This is a genomic window from Thalassospira permensis NBRC 106175, from assembly GCF_000714555.1.
In the GTDB taxonomy this organism is placed as follows: domain Bacteria; phylum Pseudomonadota; class Alphaproteobacteria; order Rhodospirillales; family Thalassospiraceae; genus Thalassospira; species Thalassospira xiamenensis.
This window is the reverse complement of the sequence record NZ_AUNC01000037.1, coordinates 1-17438: the sequence shown is the minus strand read 5'-3', so window position 1 is coordinate 17438 and position 17438 is coordinate 1. Positions and strand designations below refer to the sequence as shown.

The following is a 17438-nucleotide window of genomic DNA, read 5'->3' as shown; positions in this document are numbered from 1 at the left end:
GATCGTTTGATCTGATGGTGACGGCAACGTCTGCCGATGGCGAAGATATCGCGACCACAACAGGCAGCATTACGGTTGATGTTGCAGGTGTTGCCGATGCTCCGACGCTGGAAGTTTCGGATGCATCTGGCAACGAAGATTCGGCGATTGCACTCGACATTGATGCAGGCCTGACGGACAGCTCCGAAGTTCTAACCGTTACGATCAGCGGCGTGCCTGAAGGTGCGACCTTGTCTGCGGGTACCGATAACGGTGATGGCAGTTGGACTCTAAGTCCCGATCAGCTCGCAGGCCTGACGATCAAGCCAGCGGATGATTTCTCCGGCAGCTTCGAGCTTGGTGTGACGGCAACGTCTGCCGATGGCGAAGATATCGCGACCACAACGGGCAGTATTACTGTTGATGTCGCAGGTGTCGCCGATGCGCCGACGTTGGATGTTACGGATGCATCTGGCAACGAAGATTCTGCGATTGCACTCGATATTGATGCAGGCCTGACCGACAGCTCCGAAGTTCTAACCGTTACGATCAGCGGCGTGCCAGAAGGTGCAACCTTGTCCGCCGGAACCAACAACGGTGACGGCAGCTGGACCTTGTCGACGGCTGACCTGAACGGCCTGACGATCACACCAGCGGACGATTTCAGCGGATCGTTTGATCTGGCGGTCACCGCGCAATCTGCGGATGGCAGCGACATTGCGACCACAACAGGCAGCATTACGGTTGATGTTGCCGGTGTCGCCGATGCGCCGACACTTGATCTGTCTGATGCCAGTGGGGACGAGGGCAATGCTGTTGCGCTTGATATCGACGCAGGCCTGACGGACAGCAGTGAGACCCTGACGATTATCATCAGTGGTGTACCGGGCGGTGCGACCCTGTCTGCCGGGACCGATAACGGGAACGGTACCTGGACGCTGAGCCCGGCCCAGTTGAGTGGCCTGAGCCTGACCCCGGCAAGTGATTATTTCGGAACGTTCGAGCTGACGGTCTCGGCCCAGTCGCGTGATGGCAGCGATACCGCCACGACGACCGCGATCCTTCTGGTCACGATTGAGGAAGAAGCCGCCGATCCCAATGAAACCCGTTGGGGGTCGGAAGCAAGCGAGATGTTCCAGACCGGTTCCGGCAACGATACCATCGGCGCGGGTGGCGGTCATGACACCATCTGGACCAATGCGGGCAACGATACGATCTGGGCCGGGAACGGCAATGACGTCATTTATGCCGGTGACGGTGATGACAGCATCACCGGCGATGGTGGCAGCGATTATATCAATGCCGGTGCGGGCAATGACATCGTCCATGGTGGCGAGGGCACGAATACCATCTATGCCGGAGAAGGTAATGACTATGTCACCGGCGGCAGCGGCGATGACAAAATCCACGCCAGCGGTGGTGACAATATTGTCTATGCCAACGAAGGTACGAACACCGTTCAGACCGCTGAGGGCAACGACACCATCTATACCGGCAGCGGCCGGGACACCATTGTTGGGGGGGATGGCAACAATATCGTCAATGCAGGTGAAGGCGATAACCGCATCTGGACCGGGACCGGCAATGACACGATCCGTGTCGGAAGCGATGACGATTATATCGATGCCGGGGATGGCGACAACACGATCACGGGCGGCGAAGGCCGCAATACCATCCTTGGCGGCAGTGGCGATGACAGCATCACGACCGGCAGCGGTAAGGATACGGTCGCGTCTGGTGACGGCAATGATCGCATTGATGTTGGCGGCGGGGATAATACCGTATGGGGCGAGGGCGGCAACGACTCGATCCATGGCGGATACGGTGATGACACCTTCCTTGGCGGTGACGGTAACGACATCCTGAATGCGGACGGCGGATCGAACTATTTTGACGGCGGATCGGGCAACGATACCCTAACCACCGGCTGGGGGCGCGATACGCTGTATGGCGGATCGGGTGACGACACGATTGATGGCGGTGGCGACAGAGACCGTCTTTATGGTGACGATGGCAATGACACCCTGATTGGCGGTGCGGGGAAAGATACCCTGTCTGGTGGTGCCGGGAATGACATGCTGCTGGGTGGGGATGATGACGACACGCTGATTGGCGGCACCGGCGATGACCAGCTTTACGGTGGTGGCGGGTCGGATCTGTTTATTTTCAACATGGGTGACGGGGCGGACCATGTGGACGGTGGGGCCAATGGATGGACCACCGATACCATCGAATTGCATAGTGCCAATGGTGGCAATATCGATTCGAGTGACTGGACCCTGGTTCTGGATGAAGGCAGCATTACGAAATCGAAGCACAACTATATGGAACTCTCCACCGATTCGTCGGGAACCATTGTGTTTTCTGATGGAACCGAGTTGACATTTTCCAATGTCGAACGTATCGAGTGGTGACGAAAAGACGATTTGGATGCCGTCGGGACGCAATCTCGGCGGCATTGTCGGTTTTCTGGGGGAACTCACCCTGTCGCGATTGACAGCCATGGTGTGAAGTCCTATACAGCGGACCTCGAATTTTATCGGATTACCTTTATTAGAACGGAGTAAGTGCAGTGAAGCGCACCTACCAGCCAAGCAAACTCGTACGGAAACGCCGCCACGGCTTCCGTTCCCGCAGCGCGACCGTCGGTGGCCGCCGTGTGCTTACCGCACGCCGCGCCAAGGGCCGCAAGCGTCTGTCGGCCTAATGTTGTGACCGTTTCGGTGGAACGCTTGAAAAAGCGCGCAGAGTTTCTTCGCGTCGCAGGCACCCGCCGAAAATGGGTTACACAAGGATTGATCCTTCAGGGCGCTCCGCGTCCCGGGATCAAACCGGACACAGAATACGCCGGTGAAGATCGACTTGCACGAGTCGGGTTTACCGTCACCAAAAAGGTGGGCAAGGCCGTCGTTCGCAATCGCGTTCGGCGGCGTTTGCGTGCCGTGGCGGACCAATTGATGGCGGATATGGCATTGCCCGGTTGGGATTATGTCGTGATCGGTCGTCAGCAGACCATTGACCGGGATTTTGAAAAACTGGTTGATGATATGCGGTTTGCCCTGCGGCGTATTCCGGATGCCAAACCTTCCGCCCCCGATAGCCAGCGCCCCCGCAAGGGACGTGGATCAAGGCCCGGTGGTGCGACGAAGGCAGGAGACTCTGCTAAATGAGTAACCTTCCCGGATCGAATGTGGGCCCCTTGGCGCGTCTTCTTCAAATCGCGGTTCGCGGCTACCAGCTCTTTTTATCGCCCTATATCGGGTGGTCCTGCAGATATCAGCCGACCTGTTCGGCTTATATGATGGAGGCACTTGCCCGCCATGGGGCAATAAAAGGCGGCTGGATGGGTTTTAAACGGATAATGCGTTGCCATCCATGGGGTGGTCATGGTTATGATCCCGTGCCCGGATGTGGCTGTGAACAAAACAAAGCGCCGTCGGAGGATGAACTCCGGTTAACGGCGCTTTAGTCATGTAAATAGAATACCGGTCAGGCGTCTTGCGCCGCCGGACGAAAGCGGAAAGAGGCGATGAACGAACAACGTAACCTGTGGATTGCGATTGCAGCTTCGGTCGCAATCCTTGTCGGGTTCCAATTCTTTTTCGCTCCCGAACCTGCGCCGCAGGATCGAGAAGCGCAAGTTCGCGAACAACTTGACGTCAATGGCAATACTGCACCGCAGTCTGCCTCGAACGTGCCCAGCGTACCAGGTGGTGCTGCACCGGCGGCTCCGGTCGTCAACCGCGACGCAGCACTTGCAAAAGCTCCGCGTATCAAGATTGAAACCCCGCGCGTCGAGGGTTCGATCCGTCTGGTTGGTGGCGTGATTGACGACATCCAGTTGCAGGATTACCGCGAGACCGAAGAACCGGACAGCCCGCTGATCCACGTTCTGAACCCGACCGGTAGCGACAATGCGTACTTTGCCGAATTCGGCTGGGTTGCCGCAGACAGGTCGGTCAGTGTTCCCAATAGCGACACCCAGTGGACGGCAAGCTCCAACGAGCTTACCCCGTCAAAACCGGTAACGCTGAGCTGGAACAACGGCAGCGGCCTGACCTTCAACCGCGAGATTTCGATCGACGACAATTATATGTTCTCGATCAAGCAGTCGGTGAAAAACGACAGTGGTTCGGACGTTACGCTGTATCCGTACGGCCTGATTTCGCGCAAGGGCAAGCCGACCACGGCAGGGTTCTATATCCTGCATGAAGGTCCGCTTGGCGTTATTGACGGCACCCTGACGGAAATCGATTATGACGATCTTGCCGAAGACGGTGCCGTGGAAAAGAAAACCACCGGCGGCTGGCTTGGCATTACCGACAAATACTGGCTGGTTGCGCTGGCACCGTCCTCGGACGAGGCCCTGACCACGCGTTTCAGCCACCATGTTGCCGAGAATTCCGACAAGTACCAGACGGATTATCTTGGTGCGGCCCGCACGGTTGCGGCCGGTTCCGAAGCCGCTTCGGAAACCCGTCTGTTTGCCGGTGCCAAGGAAGTGTCGCTTCTTGATCAGTATGCCAATGACTATGGTATTACGAATTTCGACCTCGCGATTGATTTCGGCTGGTTCTACTTCCTGACCAAACCGTTCTTCCTGTTCCTGCAGTGGCTGAACCATCTGGTGGGCAACTTCGGCGTTTCCATCCTGATCTTCACGGTCCTTGTGAAGGCGGTGATGTATCCGCTGGCCAACAAGTCGTACAAATCCATGAGTGCGATGAAGAAACTGCAGCCGCAAATCACCAAGATGCGCGAGCAGTTCAAGGATGACCGTCAGCGTCAGCAGCAGGAAATGATGGCGCTTTACAAGCGCGAGAAGATCAACCCGGCATCGGGTTGCCTGCCGATCGTGGTTCAGATTCCGGTGTTCTTCGCACTTTACAAGGTGCTGTTCGTGAACATCGAAATGCGTCACGCACCGTTCTTTGGCTGGATTCAGGACCTTTCGGCACCGGATCCGACCTCGCTGTTCAATCTGTTTGGCCTGATCCCGTGGGATCCGCCGCAGATGCTGATGATCGGTGTCTGGCCGCTGATCATGGGGGTCACCATGTTCCTGCAGCAGAAACTGAACCCGGCACCGGCTGATCCGACGCAGGCCAAGATCATGATGTTCCTGCCGCTGATCTTTACCTTCATGCTGGCAAGCTTCCCGGCGGGTCTTGTGATCTACTGGGCATGGAACAACCTGCTGTCGATCGCACAACAGCGTTACATCATGTACAAAATGGGGATTTGATCCCCATCCTCTCCGCGGGGCGGGCAACCGTCCCCGCGGGGCTCAAGGAACGACAATGACCGAAGAAAAATTGCCATCGGCAACTGCAATCCCGACATTTGAATCGGCTCAGATCGAAGCCGGGCGGAAACTGTTTTCCCGCCCGGTTACTTTCATGTTGGGGGTGGCGCAACTTGAACAGTTGCCCCCCGAAGACAAGATCGAAATCTGCCTTGCAGGCCGGTCCAATGTGGGAAAATCGAGCCTTTTTAATGCCATAACCGGTCGCAAGGATATGGCCCGGACGTCGAACACGCCCGGCCGTACCCAGCAGCTGAACTATTTCGATCTGGATGGCGCGCTTAATATCGTCGATCTGCCGGGCTATGGATTTGCCAAGGCCCCCAAGGATATCGTCGATACATGGCAGAATGTGATCAAACAATATCTGCGCGGACGGGTCACGTTGCGGCGCGTGTTTGTTTTGATCGATTCCCGGCACGGCTTCATGAAAGCCGATCTTGAAATGATGAAGATGCTGGATGAAGCCGCCGTGTCTTATCAGATCGTTCTGACCAAGGCCGACAAGCTTAAAAAAGGCCAGATGGAAAAACGCATTCGCGAAGTGGTCGAAGCGGTGAAAAAACACCCTGCCGCCCTGTCGCAGCTTTTTGCGACATCAAGCGAAAAAGGCACCGGCCTTGAAGCGCTTCGCGCAGAAATCGCAACGCTGCTATAATCACCCGATAGCGCTCGTATAACATTGGGGAGAAGACATGAACGAAGAAGTCCGTTCTGAAGAAGAAAGCTCGGAATCCAACGCTTACCGGACATTGGCACGCGCCAAGGTCCTGTCCGAGGCTCTTCCCTATATGCGACGCTATAACGGTCAGACGATCGTGGTTAAATATGGCGGGCATGCCATGGGGGACCCGGAACTGGCCCGCCTGTTTGCCCAGGATATGGTCCTGTTAAAGCAGGTCGGCATGAACCCGATTGTGGTTCATGGCGGCGGTCCGCAGATCGGCCAGATGCTCAAGGAACTTAACATCCAGTCCGAATTCGTTGATGGCCTTCGCGTCACCGACCAGCAGACAATCGACGTTGTCGAAATGGTTCTGGCTGGCAAGATCAACAAGGAAATCGTTTCGAACATCAACCGTGCCGGGGGTGTCAGCGTTGGTCTGTGTGGCAAGGATGCCCATCTGATCAAGGCGCGCAAACTTCAACGCACCAAACGCGATCCCGAAAGCAATATCGAGAAGGTCCTTGATCTGGGCTTTGTCGGCGAACCGGTCGAGGTCAATCCGCATGTGCTTGATTGCTTCATCAATACCGACATTATTCCGGTAATTGCACCGATAGGGGTTGGTGAAGACGGTCAGACATACAATATCAATGCTGATACGGCTGCCGGTGCCATTGCACAGGCTGTCGGTGCCCGTCGCCTTTATATGCTGACTGATGTCAAGGGTATCCTTGATGCCGACAAGCAACTGGTGCGTGACGCGGATATCGACAGCATCAATGCAATGATTGCCGATGGCACGATTCAGGGCGGTATGATCCCGAAAACGGAAACCTGCATGGATGCAGTCCGCAATGGGGTCGAGGCCGCGGTAATCGTCGATGGTCGTGCACCGCATGCGGTCCTGCTTGAACTCTTCACCGAACGCGGGGCCGGGACAATGATCCGGAGCAGCTGATTTAAGTCCTTTCGGCTGTAGATCACCGAGTGATTACCATTCTGGATGCGTGGCTGAAGCCCGCGGATTAGGCTAAGTTCCTTGCGAACGAGATGCCTCCGCGGGCTCAGGCTCTCTGAAATATGATGGGCAATCAACAGGTGGAGTACCGTTGTGGCAGCGACGGATCATCAAGTCTCAAAACACTGGGATTATGCCAAGGCAACGCTGGATGCTTTGCGCGATCACGGGCTGCGTCCGACACCCGAACTTTACCATGTCTGGTTCGTTTATTACGCCGAGGAAAACCCGGAAATCCTCCGCGTGATTGATGCTGTCAAAGCAACCGGCGAGACGATTGGCGAAGAAACGCTGCTGCAACTTTACTACCGCTATATCTTTGACCGGCAGGCGGCTGATTTTCTTCAGCGCGGCATGGAAGATTTTTCCGATGTTGTCGAAAATAGCGATGCCAGCCTTTCCAGCACCCGCGACGAGCTACGTGTTTACAGCGATGTGCTGGGGAGGGCGGAAACATCCCTTAAAAGCGGTGAAAAGGCCGACGAAGTCATTCACAATGTGGTCCTGCATACCGGGCGGATGCAAACGACTGTCGAAAGCCTGCATGAACAGCTTGGCGACTATCTGAAGACAATCGCCCATCTGCAACGTGAACTGCATGAAACCCGCGAACGATCCTACACCGATGGCCTGACCCGTGTTTCCAATCGCATGCATTTCGAGGAAGTCCTGGCCAGTTGCTGCGTTGAATTTGATAGCGGCGACATTGAAGAACCATTTTGCGTGATGATGGTCGATCTTGATCAGTTCAAGGCGGTGAACGACAAATACGGTCACCGGATCGGCGATGAAATCCTTGTTCTGATCGCGTCCATGATCAAAGCCAATACCAAGGGGCGGGATCTGGTGGCGCGCTATGGCGGGGACGAGTTTGCAATCCTGCTGCCGCAGACGCTGCTCAAGGATGCGATGATGCTGGCCGATGATATGAGCAAGCGCATTGCCGCCCGCGAGGTGCGCGCCAAATCAAGCGGGACGTCATTCGGTCACATGACCGTTTCGGTCGGTGTGGCCGAATATGTGAAGGGCGAAGGGGCCGCCAAGGTCGTTGATCGCGCGGATAGTGCGCTCTATCGGGCCAAGAGGAATGGCCGCAATCGCAATTTTGCCGCCGAATAGAATTGCGTCCGTGCTTGATGCATGTGTGCCATGAACCGGCCAGACTTGCATTAAAACTGCTAAAAGCGTATGTAACCAGCGCCCGGCAAGGCGATTGAGCTTGCCGGACTTTCCGTACTGGCAGCAGGCAAATCATTGGCTGGCGCCGACGGAAGTGTTTTCCAAACCGGAATGGATCATTAAAAGGGCGAGCATGACAGAGCCGCGCGTCGTTACATTTGGTTGTCGCCTGAACACCTATGAATCCGAGGTGATGCGCGACCATGCCAAAAATGCCGGTCTTGATGATGCGATCATCATCAATACATGCGCGGTTACGACCGAGGCAGAACGCCAGGCCCGCCAAAGCATCCGTCGCCTGCGTCGCGAAAACCCCAATGCCAAGATTTTCGTGACCGGCTGCGCTGTTCAGGTCAATCCCGACAAATTTGCCAAAATGACCGAGATCGACCGCATCTTTGGCAACGATGCCAAGATGAAGGCCGAAACCTTCCTGATGCCCGAACATGAACGTGTTGTCGTCAATGACATCATGTCGGTCGAGGAAACCGCAAGCCATCTGGTTTCAGGCTTCGAAGGCCGCGCACGCGCCTTTGTGCAGGTCCAGAACGGCTGTGATCATCGCTGCACATTCTGCATCATCCCGTTTGGTCGCGGCAATTCGCGCAGCGTCCCCATGGGCGAGATTGTAACTCAGGTCCGTGAACTGGTCGCCAACGGTTACGGCGAAGTGGTTCTGACCGGGGTGGATATCACCTCCTATGGTCATGATCTGCCGGGCAAGCCGACATTGGGGCAGATGGCACGCCGTCTGCTGGCCCAGGTGCCCGAACTGCCGCGCCTGCGGATTTCATCGATTGACCCGGTCGAGGTCGACGAGGATATCTTCCGCCTGATCGAAACCGAACCACGCCTGATGCCCCATATGCATATCAGCCTTCAGGCGGGTGACGACATGGTGCTCAAACGCATGAAACGTCGCCATCTGCGTCAGGATGTGATCGATTTCTGTGACAAGGTCCGTGCACTTCGCGCCGATGTGACCTTCGGGGCCGATATCATTGCCGGTTTCCCGACCGAAACCGATGAAATGGCGGAAAATACCCTGCGTCTTGTCGATGAATGCGGGTTGATTTACCTGCATGTGTTCCCCTATTCCGCCCGTCCGGGAACACCGGCGGCCCGCATGCCCCAGGTGCCCAAGGATATCCGCAAGGAACGCGCCGGCGCGCTTCGTGATGCCGGTGAAATTCAGTTGAACAATTTCCTGAAATCACGCATCGGCCTGACCGAAAATGTGTTGGTGGAAAAGGAAAATACCGGACATACGGAGCATTTTGCTCCCGTTACGCTCGATCGCGTGATAGAACCGGGCACGATTGCAAAGGCCAAAGTCATTGGCGTTGAAGACGGAAAATTGAAAGCGGAGCTTGCGGGATGAGTGAAGAGGGGAAAAAAAGCTGGTTTGCCCGACTGAAAGACGGGTTGAAACGCTCCTCCTCGAAACTGACCACCGGGATTGCAGATATCTTCACCAAGCGCCGTCTGGATGATGATGCGCTTGAGGAATTCGAAGATCTGCTGATCACATCCGATCTGGGTGTTACCACGGCGGCAAAACTGGGCGCAGAATTGTCGCGCACCCGTTTCGACAAGGAAGTCGATCCCGCCGAGATTCAGGAATTCATCGCCACCGAAGTCGCCAAAATCCTTGAACCCGTGGCAAAGCCGCTGGTGATTGATACGACCAAAAAGCCCCATGTGATCCTTGTGGTTGGCGTTAATGGATCGGGCAAAACCACCACAATCGGAAAACTTGCCAAAACCTATCGCGATCAGGGGCTCAAGGTCATGATGGCGGCGGGCGATACATTCCGTGCTGCCGCTGTTGAACAGCTCAAAGTCTGGGGCGAACGGACCGGATGCCCGGTGATTGCGCGTGATACAGGTGCCGATGCCGCCGGGCTTGCCTTTGATGCGATTGATCAGGCCAAGCGCGAAGGTTATGACCTTTTGCTGATCGATACGGCCGGGCGTTTACAGAACAAGGCGCATCTGATGGACGAACTTAAAAAGATCGTCCGTGTCATTCACAAACGCGATGAAACCGCCCCGCATGATACGTTGCTGGTTCTTGATGCCACCACCGGTCAGAATGCCCATTCCCAGGTCGAAGTCTTTTCCGAGGCAACCAATGTCACCGGCCTGATCGTGACCAAGCTGGATGGCACGGCAAAGGGCGGCGTTGTTGTCGCACTGGCCGAAAAATTTGCCAAACCGGTTCACGCGATCGGTGTTGGCGAAAGTGCCGAGGATCTTCGCCCGTTCGAGGCCAAATCATTTGCCCGCAGTCTGGCCGGGCTCGAAGACTGAGCCGCCAGACATCAAATCAGAAAAAGGCGGGGAAAATCCCGCCTTTTCTAGAGCGCGACGTGCTCTATGCCTGGAATTCATCCAGACTTTGCTGCAAATCACCGATAAGCTCCTTCATATCCTTGAGGGGCGCGGATATGTCGCCCGGAATATCGTCAAGAGCACATAGATCAAGTGTCTTTCCGAGTTCTACGGACTGGTTTTTCAGCCCCCGCGCAAGGCGCATATCGGCATCGGGCAGCATCCATGACATTGCCCGGTCACGTAACTGTTCCAGGCTGTGCAAATCCGGATCGGGGGACGATGTCGGCAGGTCATAGGGCCGAAGGGCCAGTTCAAGACGGCGATTGATGTCACGCAGGCGATTGGCGGTATCGTGGCAGATCGCCTTCATCTGGTTGTCTGTGGCCATGGGGTAGATGGCCGATAGCCGCAGCGAAAGGTCAAGCGCGTCGAGCGCAACGTCATTGACGATTTCCTGATCCTGAAACGATGCCGTGCGGTCCGTCTCGCCGTGAAAGGCGTTGGGGGCGAAAACCGGCAGAACCTTGGCCTCCAGGGTGAAGTGCGCAGGCAACTGGCTTATGATTTCGCCGTCGGCCAGAATAGGCTCACCTTCGCCACCTTCAAGGCGGATGTCGTCGCATTCCTGACTGATCGCATATGAGCTGTCATCAACCGAGCCAAACAGCAATTCAGCCGCAATATCCATGCCCGACAATGTGTCGACATTGGCCTGAATGGCAAACATGTGAAGTTTGCCGTCATCAAGGCGTTTGTTTTCGCGCGGACGCAAACCGCCGCCAAAATACTGGCCATTGGTAACCGTCAACTGGCGCAGTTTCAGATTTCTTGCCGGATTGTCGCCACAGGTCACACTCAGTTCCAGTGGCTTCATGTCGTTCCAGCTTTGCCAGTTCGCCACCGCATAGCTGATGGCCCCGGTCCAGCGTTTCAGATCCGGGTCAATGCGTTTTCGGGCATCGGCGGGGACGCCGATACTGGCCGCATTGACAAAGCTTTTGCCATTGACCCGACCGATATCAAGCATGGCAATCTGGCCATTGATTGCCGCGCGCGCGGCCTGAAGGATGTCATCGGGGATGTACAGGCTGCGGGCAAAATCGTTTGCCGTGCCAAGCGGTAGGGGAACCATCACCACGCCCGCCTTGATCACGGTATCGATAACTGCATTGATCGTTCCATCACCGCCGCCGATCACGACAATATCGCCCCGTTCGCAGGACACGCTGATGAAGTCATTCATGGCGACGGGATCGTCACACAGTTCCAGTTCGGCCCGATAACCGGCATCCTCGAAAATGGCCCGCAATGGTTCTGCACCATTGTCCCGCCATGCGTCGGGCACCTTGTGGCGTGTCAGAAGGATACAAACCTTGCCTGTCAACTCGGTCGATTTCACCTTGATGCCTCCAAAACGGGTGCGGGACTTGCTGTCTGTTTACCATGCTCAAACAGAACGGCAAGATTGAGACACAAAACCGGCGCCAATCTGGCGCCGGTTTTACAATGTGTGATTTAGGAAATGGTTGCGCGAAGCATCCATGCCGCTTCTTCGTGAACGCCAATGCGTTCCGTCAGAAGGTCGGCGGTCTTGACGTCCTCTGCCGCTTCGGCCTCTGCAACACCTTCGCGCAACAGGCGCGATACGCTATCGTGGTCTTCGACCAGTTCCTTGACCATGTCATTGGCCGGAAGAAGTTTGGTCTGATCCTTGACCACGGAATGTTCCATCATTTCCGCAAGGCCGGTGGGGGCCTGGAAGCCGATTGCACGAATGCGTTCTGCCATATCGTCAATCGCTTCGTTCAGGTCCTCATATTGCTCTTCGGTCATTTTATGCAGCGAATAGAAAGCCGGACCAACCACGTTCCAGTGAACCCCGCGAATTTTGGCATACAGTACGTGCGACGAGCCAATGATCTTGGTTAGCATCTTGGCCAGTTCGCGACGGTCTTTGCGGTCGACGCCGGTTTTGACCGGAAATTCTTTCGCAACGCTCTGCATACTGCTGTGTGCCATTTTTAACTCCTGTATTTCTTTATAACGTTCTGTCGCTCTGACCCCGACCCCGTTATTGGCGGCCGGGCATATCCCGAACGCATGCCCCAAAAACGTCACCCGAAAGCAAAGGTTCCAGAAAATAAAATCGGAATAATTGGAACATTCTTTTGGATCACCCGTTTGAATGGGCAAGCAGTGCGAAAGAAAAAGCGCTGTTGTTTAATAACCAGGAGGTTGTGATGCTTAATAAAACTGTTCTTATGGCTGGTACTATTATGATGTCTGTTGCCGTGACTGCACCGGCTTATGCAGATGCATCGAAAAGCTCGGATCAGACAGGCACGATGGCAACCGATGACGCGATGAAATCGGACGCCAACAAAATGGCTGATAAGGCCGAGGCCGGCTATGAAGATGCCAAAGATTTCACCTATGAAGAAAAGAACGAATTTCTTGCCTGGGTTGAAGAAAAATCCAATCAGCTTGGCGAGAAATACGATGAAGTATCCGCAAATGTCAGCGAGGAAAGCGAAGACGCTGTGGATGAACTTGCAGAAGCTTGGGACGGCGCCAGTGAAAATCTGAACGAGGCGTATGAAGAAACCAAGGATGCATCGGCTGATACCTGGGAAACCATGAAGGCCAAAACCCTTGAGGCTCTCAACAATGCTGAGCAGGCGCTCTCGGATGATCATGCCACCGAATAAGACATCACAACCTTGACTCGGTGATGTGGTGTTCCGGGTGTCCGCGGCCCGCCCTTTAACGTGAAGGGCGGGCCGCTTTACGTTTGACGATGTTCAGTCAGAGGCATCTATGGAAAAAGAAGACAAAAATCGAAACCGGAATGGTCTTGCGGGTTGGTGGCGCGTCTGGCAGCAGCGTCTGGAAAAACTGGCCGCCGGTCGTAAAGGACTTGGCGGCATTGCGGTGGCTTCATTTCTTGAGACCACGATTATTCCCATTCCGATTGAAATCCTGATTGCGCCAATCATGGCGGCATCGCGCAGGCGCGGTGTGATTGTTGCGACCGTTACATTGCTTGGCAGCGTTGCCGGTGCGGTTTTCCTGTATTTGATTGCCTACGGCCTGTCGGGCGAGCTTATCCAGCCGATCATTGAAACAGCTGGCGGGCAGCAGGAATTCCAGAAGGTCGAACAACAATTCGAAGAAGGCGGATTCTGGGTTGTCTTTGCAATCAGTATCGCGCCGATACCCATGCAGCTTGCCGCTCTGGCGGCCGGGGCGACGACATATCCTTTCTGGCTGTTTCTTGTCGCCATCGGGATATCGCGTGCCTTGCGCTACTATGGTTTGTGGTTGCTGGTTCTTGGTTTCGGTGTCGGGATCGCCCGTCTTTTCGAGGGCAAGAAACCTGACAGGCTTGAAAAGCCCGAGAAAGGTGATTCGGTTTAATCCGAAAACACGCAAAATCGAGATAGAAATAACAAAGCCCGGCTATTTGCCGGGCTTTTTTCAGAGATATTGAAAAAAATCTCTTTGGACTATTCCGCTTCAATCCGGAAATCGGTGGTGGTTTTGCCTTCGGTTTCCGGATCTTCGACATCCTCGGAGACCAAGCCGCGGCGAATCAGTTCACGAATGGCTGCTGCTCGGGTTGGCATACGATGCTCAAATCGCCAGTCGTCGATGAACTTCAGCTCATCGTCGTCGAGCATAATCTGAAGCTTTTCAGTTCGTTTCGAGGTTGACACTCGTGGGCCCTCATTAAGTTCAGACGTTCTAGGGTGCGTCTGAAACCATTGATACGCAACGTGTTCAGAAATTTTGGAGTAACTTACGTTACCTCCGTTTTCTACATATTACAACCAGGTTCCTGAACTGAACCAGTCAACGCAACCTGATCAAGTAATGTAAAGTAATGATTAAATGTTATCTGCGTACAATGATCATATTGATGTGGTTATGTTTGTTGAGCTTGTTGTTGTTGTTAATGATTTGAAGCAGGTTCATTGTATTGCCTAAGTGAACCATACGATTTTACTTTAAATAATATTTTCTTTTGTTACGGTGGGGACATCCAAAAACGGAGGTTGTGATGTCTGATCAAGTTATGAACGAAATTGAAGATCACGTTCCCGCTCTGCGTCGCCATGCTTATCGGCTGACCAGCAGCATGGACCGTGCACAGGATCTCGTGCAGGACACCTTGCTGAAAGCCATCAGCAAGAAGGACCAGTTTGAAGAAGGCACCAGCCTTAAAGCCTGGTTGCACCGGATTCTGTTCAACACATTCATTTCGGGCAAACGTCGGGAGAAAACCCGCGGGCATCATGTCGACTGGGATGATCTGGGCGATGTCTATGGACATGGCAGTAATCAGATGGCCCGTTTGCAGTTGCGTGATGCCGATCGTATCCTTGGTGAACTTCCTGAACAGGAACGTCAGGCGATCCTTTTGACGGCTGTTGATGAAGTTTCCTATCAGGACGCCGCCGACCAGATGAATGTCGAGATTGGCACGGTCAAATCCCGTGTAGGTCGCGCACGCCGGAAGCTGCGTTCTTCCGTCGGCCGTATCGAAGCCCGGGAACACGCATCGCGGTTCGTGGGGGAGGCAGCCTAATGACCCATGTGCTTGCTGTTTACGGCAAGGACGACATCGTAAGTTACGTGCACGGATCCATTGACGATGAAGACAAGGGCGATATCGAAGATCTTGTCCAATCGGATCCGCGCGCCGCAGGAATTGTCCGTGATTTCGAAAAAGATCATTTAAGTGACGGAAAGACAGTTGATCTCCTGCGTTACCGTCGTCTTAAAAAATTGAAGTCTCTGGCTTCTGGTGCCGGTCTCCTGCATGAGTGATGCGTTAAATGCAATAGTGCATTGAAGCGAAAATTTATTGACTTTGTTGACCAACGGTCAGATAAAGTATGCATCGGAGTTGATCGTCTTTTCCCTCAACGTCTAAGGCCCTTCTCCGAAATCGGCCGGAACCTCTTGGTTTCGGCCCTTTTTTTGTCTTGATGCTGCCTTGCCTGCGATGAGGCCGCGAATCGATGATCTCCATCCCCGTGCGGAGATGAATTTCGCGTCATGGTTATGAGCCATGCATCAAAACTGTCATTTGGATTTTTTGAAAATAATCCCGACATATATGTCTGGCATGTTTCCGTGTGGCCCGGCTTTATGCGCCTCCGGCACAATCGGTATCCCAACTTTGCGTAACGGATCCGCCGTTTTGATGTTCGGCCATGCATGAATTGGGGGTTGCCAGAGGCAAGGCTAGCGGTGATAAATCTCTCGCTCAATACAACAATAAGAAAAAGGAGCAACCTGTTATGGTATCCGACGTCCACGGATCGGTCCGCGATCTGTTTGAATTTACTGACGCCGAAAAGGCAATTGCCCGTATCAAGGAAATTTATACGACGGGTGCGGAATCTGTTCGCGACGCCTTCACCCGCTTTGGAAACGGTCAACAATCCTCGCCTGTGCGCGCCTATTACCCGTATCTCGGGATCGAGGTGCCGCCCGAGAAATTGCATGTCGAAAGCACCCTGTCCTATGGTGCGCCGCGTGACCCCGGCATTTATGGCACGACGCTGACGCGCCCGGACCTGTTTGAACAATATTACCGTGAACAGATCGAACTTCTGCTGAAAAACCACGACGTGCCGGTCGTCGTTGGTGTGTCGGATCGCCCGATTCCATTGCCGTTTCTTGTTGAAACCGCAACCGACAATATCGGCCCGACCGACATCCGCCAGCTTCAGATGATCTTCGACATGCCCGATCTGGCGCGCACCGATGATGATATCGCCAATGGTGTGCATTACGGCATTACCGAAGGGCCAAAGCCCTTGTCGCTGTTTTCCGGCGAACGTGTTGACTACTCGCTGGCGCGTTTGCGGCACTATACCGCGACACTGCCGGAACATTTCCAGAAATTCGTGCTGTTCACCAACTATCAGCGCTATGTCGACGAATTCATCGAATTCGCCAAGCTCCAGCTTGAAGATCCCCAAAGCCCCTATGTCGCCTTTGTCGAACCAGGCCCGAAAGTCCATGTTCGCAAAAACGCGCCAAATGGCTGGGTCGAAAGCGGCGAACCGGTCGCACAATTGCCGCAGATGCCGTCCTATCACCTGATCCGTGAAGATGGGCTTGGGGTGACGTTGGTGAATATCGGCGTTGGTCCGTCAAATGCCAAAACCGCAACCGACCATATTGCCGTTCTGCGCCCGCATTGCTGGTTGATGCTGGGCCATTGTGCCGGTCTTCGGCGCAGCCAGCTTCTTGGCGATTATGTTCTGGCCCATGGTTATGTGCGCGACGATCATGTGCTCGACTCCGATTTGCCGCTCTGGATTCCGGTGCCCCCGATTGCAGAGGTGCAGGTCGCCCTTGCCAATTCGGTGGCCAAGATCACCGGTCTTAAAGGGCGCGAAATGAAGGCCCGCATGCGGACCGGGACCGTGGCGACCACGGATAACCGGAACTGGGAACTGCGTTACAGCGAATTGTTTGTCCGCCTGAACCAGTCGCGGGCGATTGCGGTGGATATGGAAAGCGCCACGATTGCCGCCAACGGTTTCCGTTTCCGTGTGCCTTACGGCACGTTGCTGTGTGTTTCCGATAAACCGGTGCACGGCGAACTGAAACTGCCGGGCATGGCCAACAACTTCTATCGCCAGCGTATCGGGCAACACCTTCAGGTCGGTCTTGATACCATCGATACCCTGCGAAACGAGGTCAACCAGCTGCATTCGCGCAAACTGCGTTCCCTTGACGAGCCGGCCTTCCGCTAGGTCCTCCTGACATTCACGAGAACGCCCGTTGCCTCACGGCGGCGGGCGTTTCAGACCGCTGACACCACACTCCCAACCTGATCGTCATTCCGTTTCGATGGGATGTGGATTCCGGCTCTGCGCCCCGAATGACGATTTGACCAACCGCCCGGCTAATCCCGCCAGCCAACCAACCCC

At 54.8% G+C, this 17438-nt stretch carries 17 protein-coding genes and 1 pseudogene; 15 read left to right on the top strand and 3 right to left on the bottom strand.

The features are described 5' to 3' along the window. The 10 genes and pseudogenes from SMB34_RS20730 to ftsY form a co-directional block, all read left to right on the top strand. A pseudogene (locus tag SMB34_RS20730) lies at positions 1–2393 on the top strand (Ig-like domain-containing protein); the annotation flags it as partial. Positions 2394–2551: 158 nt separating this feature from the next. After that, positions 2552–2686, top strand: coding sequence for a 50S ribosomal protein L34 (gene rpmH / locus SMB34_RS16355; RefSeq protein ID WP_007091264.1), 135 nt, complete (start codon positions 2552–2554; stop codon positions 2684–2686). Between the two features lie 16 nt (positions 2687–2702). After that, entirely contained in the window at positions 2703–3149 is a 447-nt protein-coding gene (gene rnpA, locus SMB34_RS16350; protein ID WP_230729395.1) for a ribonuclease P protein component, read from the top strand. After that, positions 3146–3448 carry a membrane protein insertion efficiency factor YidD gene (gene yidD / locus SMB34_RS20935; protein ID WP_062950731.1) on the top strand — a complete coding sequence of 101 codons (303 nt, stop codon included), beginning with the start codon at positions 3146–3148 and terminating at the stop codon, positions 3446–3448. The genes rnpA and yidD overlap by 4 nt, the downstream gene beginning before the upstream one ends. A gap of 60 nt (positions 3449–3508) precedes the next feature. Further along, complete coding sequence (gene yidC, locus SMB34_RS16345) at positions 3509–5224, top strand: membrane protein insertase YidC (RefSeq protein WP_007091261.1); 1716 nt, start codon at positions 3509–3511, stop codon at positions 5222–5224. A gap of 55 nt (positions 5225–5279) precedes the next feature. Next, positions 5280–5942 carry a ribosome biogenesis GTP-binding protein YihA/YsxC gene (gene yihA / locus SMB34_RS16340; protein WP_007091260.1) on the top strand — a complete coding sequence of 221 codons (663 nt, stop codon included), beginning with the start codon at positions 5280–5282 and terminating at the stop codon, positions 5940–5942. Between the two features lie 37 nt (positions 5943–5979). Further along, entirely contained in the window at positions 5980–6909 is a 930-nt protein-coding gene (argB, locus tag SMB34_RS16335) for an acetylglutamate kinase (protein ID WP_007091259.1), read from the top strand. Between the two features lie 153 nt (positions 6910–7062). Next, positions 7063–8088 carry a GGDEF domain-containing protein gene (locus SMB34_RS16330; protein WP_037991677.1) on the top strand — a complete coding sequence of 342 codons (1026 nt, stop codon included), beginning with the start codon at positions 7063–7065 and terminating at the stop codon, positions 8086–8088. Between the two features lie 193 nt (positions 8089–8281). Next, positions 8282–9529: a tRNA (N(6)-L-threonylcarbamoyladenosine(37)-C(2))-methylthiotransferase MtaB gene (mtaB, locus tag SMB34_RS16325; RefSeq protein ID WP_037991680.1), complete on the top strand. Its 1248-nt coding sequence runs from the start codon at positions 8282–8284 to the stop codon at positions 9527–9529. Next, positions 9526–10461, top strand: a complete 936-nt coding sequence (ftsY, locus tag SMB34_RS16320; RefSeq protein WP_037991676.1) for a signal recognition particle-docking protein FtsY — start codon at positions 9526–9528, stop codon at positions 10459–10461. Before mtaB ends, ftsY begins: the two co-directional genes overlap by 4 nt. 64 nt (positions 10462–10525) lie before the next feature. On the opposite strand, the gene SMB34_RS16315 is transcribed toward ftsY, so the two are convergent. Together SMB34_RS16315 and SMB34_RS16310 are read right to left on the bottom strand one after the other, a co-directional pair. Continuing rightward, positions 10526–11884, bottom strand: a complete 1359-nt coding sequence (locus SMB34_RS16315) for a diacylglycerol/lipid kinase family protein (protein WP_037991675.1) — start codon at positions 11882–11884, stop codon at positions 10526–10528. Between the two features lie 116 nt (positions 11885–12000). Then, the gene (locus SMB34_RS16310) at positions 12001–12504 is read right to left on the bottom strand and encodes a Dps family protein (protein WP_037991679.1); all 504 of its coding nucleotides are present in this window, start codon (positions 12502–12504) and stop codon (positions 12001–12003) included. A gap of 149 nt (positions 12505–12653) precedes the next feature. Between SMB34_RS16310 and SMB34_RS16305 the strand changes: the two genes are divergently transcribed. After that, positions 12654–13193 carry a hypothetical protein gene (locus SMB34_RS16305; protein ID WP_037991674.1) on the top strand — a complete coding sequence of 180 codons (540 nt, stop codon included), beginning with the start codon at positions 12654–12656 and terminating at the stop codon, positions 13191–13193. A 109-nt stretch (positions 13194–13302) separates the two neighbouring features. Then, a complete protein-coding gene (locus tag SMB34_RS16300; protein WP_051682347.1) occupies positions 13303–13902 on the top strand; it encodes a YqaA family protein in 600 nt (199 codons plus the stop codon). 89 nt (positions 13903–13991) lie between these two features. Here the strand turns inward: SMB34_RS16300 and SMB34_RS21145 are convergent, their stop codons facing one another. Continuing rightward, positions 13992–14165 (bottom strand): hypothetical protein, encoded by a 174-nt coding sequence (locus tag SMB34_RS21145; RefSeq protein ID WP_007091251.1) that lies wholly within the window; start codon positions 14163–14165, stop codon positions 13992–13994. A 380-nt stretch (positions 14166–14545) separates the two neighbouring features. On the opposite strand from SMB34_RS21145, the gene SMB34_RS16295 reads away from it, so the two are divergent. From SMB34_RS16295 to SMB34_RS16285, 3 genes are all read left to right on the top strand, one after another. After that, complete coding sequence (locus SMB34_RS16295; RefSeq protein WP_007091250.1) at positions 14546–15073, top strand: sigma-70 family RNA polymerase sigma factor; 528 nt, start codon at positions 14546–14548, stop codon at positions 15071–15073. Next, a complete protein-coding gene (locus tag SMB34_RS16290) occupies positions 15073–15315 on the top strand; it encodes a hypothetical protein (protein ID WP_007091249.1) in 243 nt (80 codons plus the stop codon). The genes SMB34_RS16295 and SMB34_RS16290 overlap by 1 nt, the downstream gene beginning before the upstream one ends. A gap of 476 nt (positions 15316–15791) precedes the next feature. Further along, positions 15792–17261 (top strand): AMP nucleosidase, encoded by a 1470-nt coding sequence (locus SMB34_RS16285; RefSeq protein WP_037991673.1) that lies wholly within the window; start codon positions 15792–15794, stop codon positions 17259–17261. Positions 17262–17438 lie beyond the last annotated feature (177 nt).